General features: G+C 40.7%; 13 protein-coding genes and 1 tRNA gene. 2 read left to right on the top strand and 12 right to left on the bottom strand.

Features of this window, described 5'->3' with window-relative positions; genetic code table 11:
- Position 1: 1 nt before the first annotated feature.
- A complete protein-coding gene (locus A3217_RS07675) occupies positions 2-1,429 on the top strand; it encodes a ComEC/Rec2 family competence protein (RefSeq protein WP_066389320.1) in 1,428 nt (475 codons plus the stop codon).
- Here A3217_RS07675 and A3217_RS07680 read toward each other — a convergent pair.
- The 11 genes from A3217_RS07680 to A3217_RS07730 all read right to left on the bottom strand — a co-directional run bounded on the left by A3217_RS07680 (position 1,408) and on the right by A3217_RS07730 (position 10,860).
- A complete protein-coding gene (locus A3217_RS07680; RefSeq protein ID WP_082807919.1) occupies positions 1,408-2,661 on the bottom strand; it encodes a nucleotide sugar dehydrogenase in 1,254 nt (417 codons plus the stop codon). The genes A3217_RS07675 and A3217_RS07680 overlap by 22 nt on opposite strands.
- Positions 2,636-3,208 carry an acyltransferase gene (locus tag A3217_RS07685; RefSeq protein ID WP_066389322.1) on the bottom strand — a complete coding sequence of 191 codons (573 nt, stop codon included), beginning with the start codon at positions 3,206-3,208 and terminating at the stop codon, positions 2,636-2,638. The genes A3217_RS07680 and A3217_RS07685 overlap by 26 nt, the downstream gene beginning before the upstream one ends.
- Positions 3,208-4,140 carry a Gfo/Idh/MocA family oxidoreductase gene (locus A3217_RS07690; protein ID WP_066389323.1) on the bottom strand — a complete coding sequence of 311 codons (933 nt, stop codon included), beginning with the start codon at positions 4,138-4,140 and terminating at the stop codon, positions 3,208-3,210. Before A3217_RS07690 ends, A3217_RS07685 begins: the two co-directional genes overlap by 1 nt.
- A 31-nt stretch (positions 4,141-4,171) precedes the next feature.
- The gene (locus A3217_RS07695; RefSeq protein ID WP_066389324.1) at positions 4,172-5,032 is read right to left on the bottom strand and encodes an SPOR domain-containing protein; all 861 of its coding nucleotides are present in this window, start codon (positions 5,030-5,032) and stop codon (positions 4,172-4,174) included.
- A 71-nt stretch (positions 5,033-5,103) separates the two neighbouring features.
- Positions 5,104-5,646: a DUF1882 domain-containing protein gene (locus tag A3217_RS07700; RefSeq protein ID WP_066389326.1), complete on the bottom strand. Its 543-nt coding sequence runs from the start codon at positions 5,644-5,646 to the stop codon at positions 5,104-5,106.
- A 38-nt stretch (positions 5,647-5,684) separates the two neighbouring features.
- Positions 5,685-6,932, bottom strand: a complete 1,248-nt coding sequence (locus A3217_RS07705; protein WP_066389328.1) for a serine hydroxymethyltransferase — start codon at positions 6,930-6,932, stop codon at positions 5,685-5,687.
- Between the two features lie 41 nt (positions 6,933-6,973).
- Complete coding sequence (gene lysS, locus A3217_RS07710; RefSeq protein WP_066389329.1) at positions 6,974-8,524, bottom strand: lysine--tRNA ligase; 1,551 nt, start codon at positions 8,522-8,524, stop codon at positions 6,974-6,976.
- Between the two features lie 98 nt (positions 8,525-8,622).
- Positions 8,623-9,156 (bottom strand): CvpA family protein, encoded by a 534-nt coding sequence (locus A3217_RS07715; protein WP_066389331.1) that lies wholly within the window; start codon positions 9,154-9,156, stop codon positions 8,623-8,625.
- A 160-nt stretch (positions 9,157-9,316) separates the two neighbouring features.
- The gene (locus tag A3217_RS07720) at positions 9,317-9,898 is read right to left on the bottom strand and encodes a hypothetical protein (RefSeq protein WP_066389333.1); all 582 of its coding nucleotides are present in this window, start codon (positions 9,896-9,898) and stop codon (positions 9,317-9,319) included.
- 24 nt (positions 9,899-9,922) lie between these two features.
- Complete coding sequence (locus A3217_RS07725; protein WP_082807920.1) at positions 9,923-10,687, bottom strand: MlaD family protein; 765 nt, start codon at positions 10,685-10,687, stop codon at positions 9,923-9,925.
- Between the two features lie 96 nt (positions 10,688-10,783).
- Positions 10,784-10,860, bottom strand: a tRNA-Arg gene (locus A3217_RS07730).
- A gap of 115 nt (positions 10,861-10,975) precedes the next feature.
- Between A3217_RS07730 and rpsU the strand changes: the two genes are divergently transcribed.
- Positions 10,976-11,188, top strand: coding sequence for a 30S ribosomal protein S21 (gene rpsU, locus A3217_RS07735; protein ID WP_066389805.1), 213 nt, complete (start codon positions 10,976-10,978; stop codon positions 11,186-11,188).
- A gap of 77 nt (positions 11,189-11,265) precedes the next feature.
- On the opposite strand, the gene uvrB is transcribed toward rpsU, so the two are convergent.
- The gene (gene uvrB, locus A3217_RS07740) at positions 11,266-13,239 is read right to left on the bottom strand and encodes an excinuclease ABC subunit UvrB (protein ID WP_066389335.1); all 1,974 of its coding nucleotides are present in this window, start codon (positions 13,237-13,239) and stop codon (positions 11,266-11,268) included.
- Between the last annotated feature and the right edge of the window lie 57 nt (positions 13,240-13,296).

A 13,296-nucleotide genomic window follows, 5' to 3' on the forward strand; every position in this document is an offset into this window, starting at 1 on the left:
TGTGTTAGATTCTCATAAAAAAGCAGAATCTAACACCTCGCAACCAAAGAAATCCCCCTCTTATTCCTTTTTTAAGCTCCTTGCAAAACATCTTTGGCAATCCTACAAAGATGCGAACAAAGCTATAAACACCACAAGCACTTTGAGCGTGCGACTTTTGGAGAAAAAGTCTCATTGGATTTTTTTCATACTTGGCTGCCTGTGTGTTTTTGGGGCTTTTTTATCTTTAGAATACCGCAATTACGCACGCTATATGGATTCTATGCAGAATCCAACCACGTTAAACGCGCAGGTTTTGGCACAATACACAAAGCTAGATAAAAACAACAAACCCTATTTTGTGCTAAAGCTCCGCGTGCAAGATGGCGCGATACTCTACACCACTTCAAAAGAGGATTTAAAGGATATTACGCATTCCTTTGTGGAGGTGTATGGCAAAAGCGCGGAATGTGGATTCTGGCAGTATTTGCAATCCTGCTTTTTTATCACTTTTTCTTTAAGTTTAGAATCCACAAAGGATTTTCGCACGCCTTTGCGTGAATTTATTAAGGCACAACATACAGATTCTGAATTGAGCGCGCTTTATTTGACGCTCTATTTAGCGGATTTTTTACCAAAACCTTTGCGTGAAGTGAGCAACAAACTTGGAATTGCGCATTTAATCGCCATTAGCGGATTTCATCTTGGTGTGCTAAGTGCGTGCATCGCCTTTGTGCTAAATCTCTGCTACAAGCCACTGCATCACTATTTCCCCTATCGCAACCGCTTTTTTGACATTAGCACACTCACGCTTCTTGTGCTTTTTGGCTATCTTTTGCTTATTTATCTAAGCCCTTCATTCCTACGTGCTTGGGCGATGAGCGCACTTGCGCTGTTTTTTGTGTATAAAGGCGTGCGGGTAGTGAGTTTTGAATTTCTCTTTATTGTAGTGATTATTTGTGTGAGCTTTTTTCCGCGCTTAATTTTTAGCGTAGGATTTTTCCTCTCTTGTATGGGCGTGTTTTACATCTACTTATTTTTGCGCTATTTTCGCCCCTTAGCGCGCTCAAAACTCTATAATCTCACGCTTACACCACTATTTTTTAATACAAGCATATTTTTACATATGCTTATTATCGTGCATTTTTTCTTTCCTTATTTTAGCACCTACACGATTAGTGCCATTCCTTTGAGTATCGCTTTTGTACCATTTTTTCCACTTAGTATTTTGGCGCATTGTTTTTCACTTGGCGGGATTTTTGATTCCTTGCTAGCAAAACTTTTTAGCTTAGAAATATTTTCTATTGAAGTTTTTACACCCGAATGGCTTTTTGGAATCTATCTTATTTTAAGTGCGCTTAGCGTGCGGTTTTTGAGTGCATATATTGGACTTTTTGCACTTAGTTCGGGATTTTTTGGATTCTTGATTTATAGCCTGTGTGTGGCGTAGGAAAGGACATTTTTTAAATCAAAAACAATATTCTTTTGAGAATCTTTAAGCAAGTCTCGTATATCAAACTTTAAAAACTCGTTGTGCGCGTTAATTAGCATAATAATATCAAACTTTTTCCCCTCCACACTTTTAAGCGTGGAAAAACCAAACATTGCTTTTGCGCTTTCCCTATCGATAAGTGGATCATACACCTTGACTTTAAAGCCGTTTTTTTTGAGCTTTTTACGCAAGGTTGGGATTTTTGAGTTTCGCATATCGGGGCAATTTTCCTTAAATGATAATCCCAAGATAAGCACGCGCGCATTTTTTGGAAAATCTAGCTCTTTGCTTAAATGCGTGATTTTTTGCGCCAAAAATTTTGACATAGCGTTATTGACATTCCGCGCGGAATCAAGAATCTTAGATTTATAAGAAAAACGTTTTAGGATAAACGCCAAATAATACGGATCAACGCTTATGCAATGCCCGCCCACAAGACCGGGATTAAAGGGTAGAAAATTCCACTTTGTTTTTGCCGCATTCAATACCTCACTAGCACTTAAGCCCAACCTATCACACATTATCGCCACTTCATTGATAAAGGCGATATTTAAATCTCTCTGGGCGTTTTCAATCAATTTCGCCATTTCCGCCACTTCAATACTAGGCGCAAGATAAGTATCCGTAACACTTTCATACAGGTTTTTTAAGCGCTTTTGCACAGCTTTGGTGTTGGTGGCGATAAGCTTTGTGGTGTTTTCTAGTGTGTGTTTAGAATCTGCTGGATTTATGCGCTCTGGGGAATAAGCGATGAAAAAATCCCTGCCCTCTTTAAGTGTAGTATTTTCACGTAGAATCTGCGCGCACTCCCCACTTGTGCAAAATGGATAGGTTGTAGATTCAAACACGACAAGATCATTTTTTTTTAGCACCTTTCCCACAAGTTCGCTTGCGTGAAATAAAAATGAAAGATTTGGACTCTTATCTTTATGAATTGGTGTAGGCACGGCGATGATAAAGACTTCGGCTTTTTTTAACTCTTGTGGATTGTGGGTAAAATGCAGATTTTTATCTTGCAGAAAGCTCGTATTTGTATTGCGTTCAAACCCACTTTGAAGCTCTTTTATACGCTTTTTGTCAATGTCAAAGGCGATGACAAAATGACTTTTCGCAAATGCGCGTGCGAGCGGATAACCCACATAGCCAAGCCCCAAAACCGCGATATTAGCCAAGCTCGACCACCACGCCATTTCTTAGCTCATAGATACTTTTATCAAAACTATCAATCGCCCTCTTTTGAGAATCAAATTCCATTTTCACCCCCGCCTTATCCACAAAGCCAACAAGGCGCGCAGGATTCCCAACCACAAGCCCAAATGCAGGCACATCTTTTGTCACCACACTTCCCGCGCCAATGAGCGCATACGCGCCAATGCTAACCCCGCATACAATAGTCGCATTTGCACCAATACTCGCACCTTGTTTAATGAGTGTGGTGCGAAACTCATTTTTGCGCGAGAGAAAAGCGCGCGGATTTTTGACATTTGTAAAAACCACGCTAGGCGCGATAAACACACTATTTTCCACCACCACACCGCTAAAAAGACTCACATTATTTTGGATTTTCACATTTTCCCCAACACTCACATTTTCCCCAATCATACAATTTTGCCCGATTGTGCAGTTCTTGCCGATTCTAGCACTCGCAAAAATATGACAAAAATGCCAAATCTTGCAACCCTCCCCAATAATCGCGCCTGTGTCAATCACTGCGCTTTTATGCGCGAAATACGCCATTATGCACCATTCATATTTTCGCACAACGGGTGGATTCGCCCCTCTTTGCTAAGAGGGATTGAGCGCAAGGTTTCAACTATTTCAATGCTAGGAATGCTAGATTCTATCCCAAAGCCCTTACCTTGCAGAATCTGGCGGTAACTTTGCGTGTGTAAATCTTCAAATCCGCCACTGAAATCAACTTCTTCAGAATCCACACGCATACAGCGATAAGTGCGCGCAGGGCTATTTTGTGGCAAAAATTTGCTAGAGATTGAGAGAAACCATGAGATTTGCGCGTGCTTGCATTGCAGAAATCCACTCATTGTTTCCATACTTTTATAATGCAAAATATTTTTTTCCACCGCGCCAAAAATATACTGCAACATATCAAAAAAATGTATGCCAATATTGCACGCTAGCCCTCCGCTTTTTGCCTCATCTCCTTTCCAAGAAGCAAAAAACCAGCTCCCGCGCGCGGTGATGTAAGTAAGCTCAACATCAAAAATACGCGCGCCATCTTGGGCTAGGATAGAATCTACGCGTTTTTTTAGCGCAATAATATTTGGGTGTAGGCGCAGTTGCAAAATACTCCAAATTTTTCTATTAGAATTTTTTTCTAACGCGAGCAATTCTCTTGCATCTTGCGCGTTTAATACGAGTGGTTTTTCACAAATTGCATTCACTCCGTATCGCAAAGCAAACTTGCAATGGCTTTTATGTAAAAAATTTGGCGTAGCGATACTAAGATAATCAAGGGGCTGACTTTGCAAAAAAGTACTAAAAGATTCCAAACTAAGAAAAAAGCGTGTATCAGGAAAATAGCTATCTAAGATCCCCACGCAGTCATTTCTATCAATAGCTGCTAGGAGGATGTTGCTCGTCTGCTTGATAGCTTGAAGATGGCGCTTTGCTACAAAGCCCGCTACGCCCAGTAAGCCAAACGCATACATTCAAGCACTCTTTTTAATCTTAAATTTAACCCTACTTTACCTCATAATAAAAAACTTGCTCACCCATATCGGTTTTAACCTTTAACATATCGCGATTTGCATCAGTGCGGGAATTATAAGGTCCGATAAGATATTTTGTAGCATTTTGCATATTATAAACGCGATAGCTGTAATTCTCTAACTTACTTAAAAACTCCTTGTTTGGCGTATTTGAGAATGAACCAACTTGTATATAATGCCCTTTTTGCGCATTTTGCCCATTTTTGCTTTTATCAATTGTTTGTGATGGGAAAGTTTGGGCAATTCCGGGCACATTTTGCGCTGTATCTTGCCCCGGACGCGCTGGTTGTGTTGCTGGTTTTGACGTAGCCACCGGCTTTGGTGCAGGTGCAACTTGTGCTTGGCGCGGTTGTGTGGTTTGTGTTTGTGGCGTTGGTTTTGGTGCAGACACTTGTGTTGGCTCTGGCTGCACGGGTGCTGGCGTAGGCAATACTTGTGGTGTTTGTGTGGGCTCTGTGTTTTGTGCAAGTGCAGGATTTTGCTCGCTTTGTCTTCTTTGGATTTGCTGTACAATTTGCCCAAACCTATCATCTTCATCAGTCGTGCTTTGTGGTTTGATAGGTTCAAACCCATCGGGATTTTCTTGTGTTGGTGTGCTTGCCGGCTTATCTGCAAACGCCACAAGATCTTTTTGTAAGCCACCCTGTGTGGCAGTGCTTTGCTCTAGTCCTTTTTGCACTTTATCTTCGTTCAAACTCGCAATCACAGCAATTACAAGGATTGCAAAAAGCAACACCGCCGCAACTACCAAAAGAATAATCTTTTTACTACGATTTTGGTCTTGCGCCCTTTCATCGATTAAAATATCATTGAATTCTCTTCTATCTTCCATCTTTTCTCCTTAAAGAGTTTCCCTTGAAATTCCTAAATTTTTAAGCAAAAACCTTGCCACAATCACCTAAGCTACATATACTTGGACCACGACGCCCCGCGCTCTTTTGCAAAGACATCATAAGGCAGTGCGAGAATATTAAAAGTCGGCGGGAAAGTATCATTTGGAAAAACCTTCCACTCTAGCGGACAGCTTTGAGAAAGTTTCATTGAAAGCGTCTTAGCCAATCTCTTGCCTTCTCCTAACTCCGTATGTCCCTTGTGAATATACAAATGTAAATGTCCGGGCGTTTTGGTCTTGTAGGCAGTAAAGTTAATAAAACCTTCCTCACGCAATAAAAGTTGTGCCCTATGATAGAATCTCTCCGGATTGCGCCCATTGTAGTCAAAAACGATATTTTCAACCTTTGAATTTTTCAAAATAAGCGAATGCGCGATGATGATTTTTTTATCCCAATGCTCGTGGATAAGCGATGAAGTCAACATAGAATCTACGCGCTTAAACTTGTCATAAAGGATTCTAGCCGAATAAACAACCTTTTGACCGATACCGGGCTGCTTAAGGTAGTAATGCGAGGTGTCCATCTTTATCAGCTTCAAATCCATCTCTGTCATAGTGCCGTCCTTTTAGATTTTCTTTTTTAAATTAAATCCTAATAAATCGCTCTATCGTAAATAATAAAATCTTTCCCCATCTCCTTAACTTCCTGCGCTATGCGCTCTTGCAAAGAAGTATTTGTAATATCATCTAAAATATCCGCGATTTTTCCACCAATCCATTGAAACTCTTTTTCTTTCATACCACGAGCGGTGAGAGCCGGTGAGCCGATGCGCACACCACTTGTTACAAAAGGCGAACGCGTTTCACCCGGGACTGTATTTTTATTTACCGTTATACTCGCATTTCCAAGTGCTAAATCCGCGTCTTTGCCGCTAAAATCCTTATCAAGAAAACTCATCAAAATAAGATGATTATCACTTCCCCCACTCACAAGCTTATAGCCGCGTGAAACAAGCACTTTAGCAAGCTCAGAGATATTAAGCTTCACTTGTTTTGCGTAAGTTTTCCACTCAGGCTTGAGATTTTCTAAAAATCCTGTTGCTTTGCCCGCGATAACATGCATCAAAGGTCCGCCCTGCACGCCGGGGAATACTGCCTTATTAATCTTTGTGCTTAACTCCTCATCATTTGTCATAATCATACCACCTCTTGGTCCGCGCAAAGTCTTATGCGTGGTGGTGGTAACAATATGGCAGTGTGGGAATGGATTTGGATATTCTCCTGCAACGACAAGCCCCGCTACATGCGCAATATCACCCATCAACAGCGCCCCCACAGAATCTGCAATCTCACGCAATCTCTTAAAATCAAGTGCGCGTGTATAGGCTGAAAATCCACATACCAAAATCTTTGGTTTCACCACCTGCGCGTATTCCATAACCTTATCATAATTAATATACCCATCAAGCTCCACACCATAAAAAAAGCTTTGGTATAACTGCCCGCTTGTGCTTACCTTCGCGCCGTGTGTCAAATGCCCACCATGGCTTAAATCCATACCTAAAATTTTGTCATAAGGCTTCAAAAGTGCCGCATACACCGCGCCATTTGCTTGTGAGCCAGAATGTGGTTGGACATTAACAAATTCACAACCAAAGAGTTCTTTTGCCCTCTTAATTGCAAGATTCTCAATCTCATCGACAAACTCACAACCTCCATAATAACGCTTGCCCGGATAGCCTTCAGCGTATTTGTTTGTCAGTACGCTCCCCATTGCTTCCATAACGCTTGGAAAAGTAAAATTCTCGCTTGCAATCATCTCTAAATGTGTATTTTGACGCTCTAACTCTTTATTAATAAGTGAAAAAAGCTCAGAATCTCGCTCTAAAAAATACGCCATTTTCTCTCCCTTAAATGTAATATTGTGTTGAATATTTGGTTTTATTCCTTGTTTTCTAGTATATCATAATTTCCTTTATGTGGCTTAAGGGCAGGGAATAAAATCACATCTTTAATGCTCTTATTGTTTGTCAAAAGCATCACAAGTCTATCAATACCTATGCCCTCTCCAGCCGTTGGTGGCATACCATAGCCAAGCGCCCAAAGGAAATCCTCGTCCATATATTGCGCCTCTTCATCGCCTGCATCTTTTTGCGCCACCTGCTCTTCAAAGCGCGCCTTTTGATCTAGTGGGTCATTTAGTTCATTAAAGCCATTTGCAATCTCGCGCCCACCGATAAAAAGCTCAAAACGCTCGGCAATATCAGGATTTGTCTCACTTCGGCGCGCAAGCGGGCTAATCTCTATGGGGTATTCCACAATAAAAGTTGGATTAATAAGCTTAGATTCTACAAAGTTCCCAAACGCTTCATCAAGCAATTTTCCATAGCTTAGATTTGGTGCGAGTTTGATGCCAGATGCGCGCAGGTGAGATTCCAAACGCTCTTTATTTTCAATAATTTCAGAATCTAGTCCGCCAATTTTTTGTAAAGATTGGTTATAACTAAGAATCTCCCATTTGCTAAAATCAATTTCCATCTCGCCAAAATTAAGCACAGATGGCAATTCCAACCGCTCAAATAAAAAGGCAAAAAGCTCTTTTGTAAGCGTGATTAAATCCGAAAAAGTATGATACGCCCAATAAAACTCAATGCTACTAAACTCAGGGTTATGAGAATGGTCAATGCCTTCATTGCGGAAATTACGGTTAATCTCATAAATCGCCTCAAAACCACCAACAATCAGACGCTTCAAATACAATTCCGGCGCGATACGCAAATAACGCTCGACATTAAGTGCATTATGATGTGTTGCAAATGGCTTTGCATTCGCACCACCGGGAATTGGATGAAGCATGGGCGTCTCAACTTCTAGGAATCCTAAATTATCAAAAAATTCTCGAATAGAAGCGATAATCTTAGAACGTAAAATAAAAGTTTTCTTCACATTATCATTTACAATCAAATCCACATAACGCTGGCGGTAGCGCAATTCCACATCGCTTAAGCCGTGAAATTTTTCAGGCAGAGGAATGATGGCTTTACAAAGGATTCTAAAATCTTGCGCGTGGATACTTAGCTCGCCACTTTTGGTAACAAATGCAAATCCGCTCACACCGATAATATCCCCAACTTCCAAAATCTTTTTTATCTCTTCAAAGCGCTCACCCACATCATTTTTACTAATATAAGCCTGCAAAATCCCACTTTGATCCTCAATCTTAATAAAGCAAGCCTTCCCCATAAGGCGGATAAAGCGCACGCGCCCAACAATAGATTCTGCAAGAGAATGTTTAGAGCCTGCAGATTCTAAGTTGCTTGCTTGCGTATCTGCTTGCAGAGTAGAATCCTGCGCGCAAAGATAGCCGTATTTTTCTAAAAATTCTTTATTACTTAGCGAGCGCTTGGCATTCGTGCCATATGGATTTTGTCCAGATTCTGAAAGAAGCGTGGCTTTCTTAAGTCGTTGTTGGATATAAAAATTTGAAAACATTGCTTTTCCTTGATTTCCTTAATTTCTGCTAATATTCCTAACTTCTTTTTTCAAACTTCTCCCAGATTTAGGGATGATTTTGTTATGATAAAACTGCGCTAGTTTTTGCCCTGCACGGCGTTACCTGCGGATTCTATAGTTTGGGCTACAATTTTAAAATCCGTAATATCGCGCGCGAGATTCTGCATTAATCGATACACAAAGCTCTCTTTCTGTGCCTTTTGAGCGAAATTTTGCAAGAATGAAATTTGCGCAAGAAAAAAGACAATAATCGCAAGTAGCGCAAATGATTTACAGAATCCAAAAATAAGCCCAAGCGCCTTATCTAAGCGCTCTGCAAGCGTGTTTTGCACCCACCTTGCGATAATCTCACTCAATAGCATAAAAAGCAAATACACAATTGTCGCCACCACCAAAAACGCGATAATCGTATTTATCTGGGGGGAAAAATTAAAGACATGCGCACTTAACATATTGCTTGTCTGCGTATAAAAGCGCGCTGCTAAAAAAACACCAAGAAGCAATCCTAACAAACCACCAAAACTACGCACAAAACCTTCGTTGATACTTTTCACGCTCAAAAGTGCGCTTAAAAGAAGTAAGCAAACATCAATATAGCTTAGTTGCTCCATTGTTTTCCTAAGATGTTGGGATTCTTTTATTTTTGTGCCGTTGAAAGCGCGATTTTAGCTAAGGTAAGCTTAAAATGAAGTAAGGCTCTTGCTTAAAATTCAATTACCCTCACGCAAGCAAGCCACAGAATCTGCTCCACTATGTTGAAACACCTTGCGTTTATTTTGAAATTTCAGCAAGTAAATCTTCTAGCACTTTTTTGCTTACTTGTGCAAAAATTGGGGCAAACTCCTTGCCCTCAATGAGTGCTTCTTGCGTGATTATGCCGTTTTTTAGCGGACGTAAATCTTTTGTATCAATAAGTTCAAAGTGTAGTGCTATCGCAGCATATTGTTCGCTACCTTTTTGCACGATAAGGATTCTATCAATGTGGATTTTTAGTGTGTAGGCAAGCTTTGCACTACCAAATGGCGCGCGCGCAACGTTGAATCCTTGTGCATTCATCATTCCCACAAGGCTTGAGGAAAGCATATCACGCGGTTTTGTCGCCCATTGCATATTTGGCAGGGCTTTAAGCTGTAAGCTTTGAGAATCAAGCTTAAAAATATCCGTGCTATCATATGGCATACTCGATGCGAAGATGATTCCATAAGTTTGAGCGGATTTATTTTTTGCAGATTCTAACTCATTACCAAAGCTAATATCAAAAAAGCTAATTTCTGGAATCTCTGTCTTTATATCCACGCTCACGCAGGCGCCTAGCATAAATACCAGCACTAAAATACCAAAAAATTTTTTCATGTAGTTTCCTTTGATTCTTAAAGATTATTTCGCTGGCTTTTGTCTGCCAAATATGCTGTCATAGGGGTTTTTCTCGATTTTATTTACCAAATGTGTAGCTTTTGAGAAAAAGACATTCATTTGCAATAGCGCATCTTGGAGTTGCAACATTGTAGGATTGAGAATCGAGCGAATATCATATTGCCCATCTTTGAAATTCACATCTACCTTAAGCGCGATAGAATCTAATCTTTGAGTAAGGAGATTGAGATGGTTTGTCACCAAAGTGAGTTGCTCTAAAAGCAGGCTTATGTTTTTGGTGTTTTCTTCACTTGTGATTTTTACGAGATTTGTTATCATCTCATCGGTTTTTGCGCCAATATCGCCAGCTTTTTGCAATAAAATATCAAACCCGCCTTTTTGAAGCTCTAAGATAGTGTCATTTTTCACTGCACCATTGCCTTGCGTGAGTGCGAGATAATTTGAACCAGCAAGCCCGCTTGAAGCCACGCTTACAAATGCGCCTTCTTTTAGCGTGAGTGCAGATTCTAGGCTTAGTGTGATTTTGATTTGTCCTAAACTTAAATCTTCAAAGCTTACATCGCTCACTTTCCCAACACCTATGCCTTTAAACTTCACAGGTGTATTTACACCCACAGAGGATAGCTCATCTTGCGTGTAGATATAATAGGTTTTGTGCTTATTGGCGTTAAAATCAAAACGCCCAAGCCACAGCACAAAAAAGCATAATCCAACCACAATGCTAATAAATACAATCCCAATTGACATGTATCTGACATTGCGTTCCATAAAAACTCCGATTTGCAAAATATATATAAAAGGCTAGTGTAAAAAGACTAATATAGAGGATAAAACTCGCATTGCTCTGTGATATTTCAAAGAGTATGGCGTGCTCGGAGGGATTCAAACCCCCGACCTACAGGACCGCAACCTGTTGCTCTATTCAGCTGAGCTACGAGCACTTATTTGTGTGATACAAAAAAGAAGCGCAATTATAGCTTAGAATCCTTAATTTTTGTTTTAGAATTTTTACATTACAATTTCCACCCTAAACTTACACAGAAAGAAGGTGAGAGTATGCCGGGTATTAAAGTTCGAGAAACTGAAAGCTTTGATGAAGCGTATAGAAAGTTCAAAAAACAAACTGATAGAAATCTCGTAGTGACAGAAACGCGCGCGAGAAGGTTTTTTGAGCCACAAACTGAAAAGCGTAAAAAGCAAAAAATTAACGCGAAGAAAAAACTTCTTAAACGTCTTTATATGCTTAGAAGATACGAGTCAAAGCTCTAAAAATCCTTCTCCTAGCGACTTGTTGGTCGCTAGATTCTATAATTTTCTGCAATTTTTGTAATTTCTACAAAAACCAGCTATCCCCTAAGCTTTGCTATCTCATCGCGCAACCGTGCAGCCTCTTCAAATTCTAGATTCTTAGCAGCTTGTAGCATTCTCGTTTTGAGTTCTTTGATAATAGAATCCCTCTCACTTTTTGGGATTTTTTTACTATTTTTTTCATACAATCTCCCGCTAGCACTTGATTCTAGCTTGAGTTCTTCCTCGAGGTTGCGTTTAACAGATTGTGGCGTGATATTATGCGCTTTATTGTAGGCTTCTTGCTTACTTCGGCGGTAATCCGTGATTTCAAAAGCGCGCTGCATCGAGTTTGTAACTTTTTTGGCATATAAAATTACTTTGCCCTCCACATTGCGCGCCGCACGTCCCATCGTTTGGATTAGGCTTGTTTCTGAACGCAAAAAGCCCTCTTTATCCGCGTCCATTATCGCAATAAGGCTTACTTCGGGCAAATCCAGCCCTTCACGCAAAAGATTTATCCCAATGAGCACATCAAATTCCCCAAGCCTAAGCGCGCGGATAAGATGATTGCGCTCGATAGCATCAATATCGCTATGCATATAGCGCACTTTGATTCCTAATTCGGTGTAATATTTACTAAGCTCTTCAGCCATTTTTTTGGTTAGCGTAGTGATAAGCACACGCTCATTTTTCGCCACACGCGCTTTAATCTCACCCATCAAATCAAGCACCTGATTATCAGAATCTCGCACTTCATACAGCGGATCAAGAAGCCCCGTTGGGCGGATAATCTGCTCTGCGCTATGATTAATACTAAGTTCTAGCTCCAAACTCGCAGGCGTAGCAGAAACAAAAAGATAATGTGGTGCTTTATTAATAAACTCATCAAAGCGCAAAGGGCGATTATCCAGCGCACTAGGCAAGCGGAATCCATACTCCACAAGCACCTCCTTCCTGCTCCTATCACCCGCATACATTCCACCAAATTGTGGCAAGCTCACATGCGATTCATCAACGATGATGAGATAAGGCTTATTTTTTTGCGCGAAATAATCTAGCAAACTATAAGGCGTCTCACCAGTCGCCTTGCCGGTTAAATGGCGCGCGTAGTTTTCAATGCCTTTGCAAATCCCAGATTCTCTAATCATTTCTAAATCAAACTCCGTGCGCCCTTTTAAGCGCTGATATTCCACCCGTCTATCCTCTGCTTCAAACTCGCTCAAGCGAGAATCTAATTCAGATTCTATATTTTTGAGTGCATTTTGCAGACGCTCCGCACCCACGATAAATTGATTTGCCGCATACAGCACAAAAGATTCTATATTTTTCACCTTCACGCGCTCGATACTATCATACAGCGCGACACTCTCAACCTCATCACCAAAAAACTCCACTCGCACAAACTCGCTTTCATTATACGCAGGGAAAATATCCACTACTTCACCCTGCACGCGGAAATTCCCCCGCTCAAAAATCGTATCATTTCGCACATAGCCCATATCCACAAGCTTTAGTAAAAAGCCCTTTTGCGCGCGTATTTGCCCCACTTCAATTTTTTCAATCATACTTAAATACTCGTTTGGATTACCCAAACCATAATTCGCACTCACACTCGCCACCACAATCACATCATCATACGCAAGAAGCGAAGTTGTCGCAGAAAGCCTTAGGCGTTCTAATTCCTCATTAATACTAGAATCTTTTTCGATAAATAAATCCCTGCGCGGAATGTAGGCTTCTGGCTGGTAGTAGTCAAAGTGGCTGATGAAATATTCCACATGATTTTTTGGAAAAAATCCCTTAAATTCGCTGTAAAGCTGTGCGGCAAGGGTTTTATTATGCGTCATTATAAGCGTCGGGATATTGAGCTTTGCGATGATATTTGCCATCGTGTAAGTCTTCCCACTGCCTGTAACGCCAATAAGCGTGGAATACTGCGCCCCATCATTTATAGAATCTACGATTTTTTTAATCGCTTGTGGTTGGTCGCCCGCTGGGCTATATGGAGAGTGAAGTTGAAAATTTTTCATAGAAAGTGTGTCCTTATTAGCGGTTTTAGAATCTGCGCTTAAAAAGCGTGTTGTCTG

It is taken from the genome of Helicobacter himalayensis (assembly GCF_001602095.1).
GTDB lineage: Bacteria > Campylobacterota > Campylobacteria > Campylobacterales > Helicobacteraceae > Helicobacter_F > Helicobacter_F himalayensis.

Excerpts from the sequence above, each read along its gene's own strand:
- A3217_RS07685 (WP_066389322.1), bottom strand. The coding sequence starts at position 3,208 with ATGGCGTATTTCGCGCATAAAAGCGCAGTGATTGACACAGGCGCGATT.
- lysS (WP_066389329.1), bottom strand. The coding sequence starts at position 8,524 with ATGTTTTCAAATTTTTATATCCAACAACGACTTAAGAAAGCCACGCTT.
- rpsU (WP_066389805.1), top strand. The coding sequence starts at position 10,976 with ATGCCGGGTATTAAAGTTCGAGAAACTGAAAGCTTTGATGAAGCGTAT.
- A3217_RS07680 (WP_082807919.1), bottom strand. The coding sequence starts at position 2,661 with ATGGCGTGGTGGTCGAGCTTGGCTAATATCGCGGTTTTGGGGCTTGGC.
- A3217_RS07715 (WP_066389331.1), bottom strand. The coding sequence starts at position 9,156 with ATGGAGCAACTAAGCTATATTGATGTTTGCTTACTTCTTTTAAGCGCA.
- A3217_RS07695 (WP_066389324.1), bottom strand. The coding sequence starts at position 5,032 with ATGGAAGATAGAAGAGAATTCAATGATATTTTAATCGATGAAAGGGCG.
- A3217_RS07700 (WP_066389326.1), bottom strand. The coding sequence starts at position 5,646 with ATGACAGAGATGGATTTGAAGCTGATAAAGATGGACACCTCGCATTAC.
- A3217_RS07690 (WP_066389323.1), bottom strand. The coding sequence starts at position 4,140 with ATGTATGCGTTTGGCTTACTGGGCGTAGCGGGCTTTGTAGCAAAGCGC.
- uvrB (WP_066389335.1), bottom strand. The coding sequence starts at position 13,239 with ATGAAAAATTTTCAACTTCACTCTCCATATAGCCCAGCGGGCGACCAA.
- A3217_RS07705 (WP_066389328.1), bottom strand. The coding sequence starts at position 6,932 with ATGGCGTATTTTTTAGAGCGAGATTCTGAGCTTTTTTCACTTATTAAT.
- A3217_RS07725 (WP_082807920.1), bottom strand. The coding sequence starts at position 10,687 with ATGGAACGCAATGTCAGATACATGTCAATTGGGATTGTATTTATTAGC.
- A3217_RS07720 (WP_066389333.1), bottom strand. The coding sequence starts at position 9,898 with ATGAAAAAATTTTTTGGTATTTTAGTGCTGGTATTTATGCTAGGCGCC.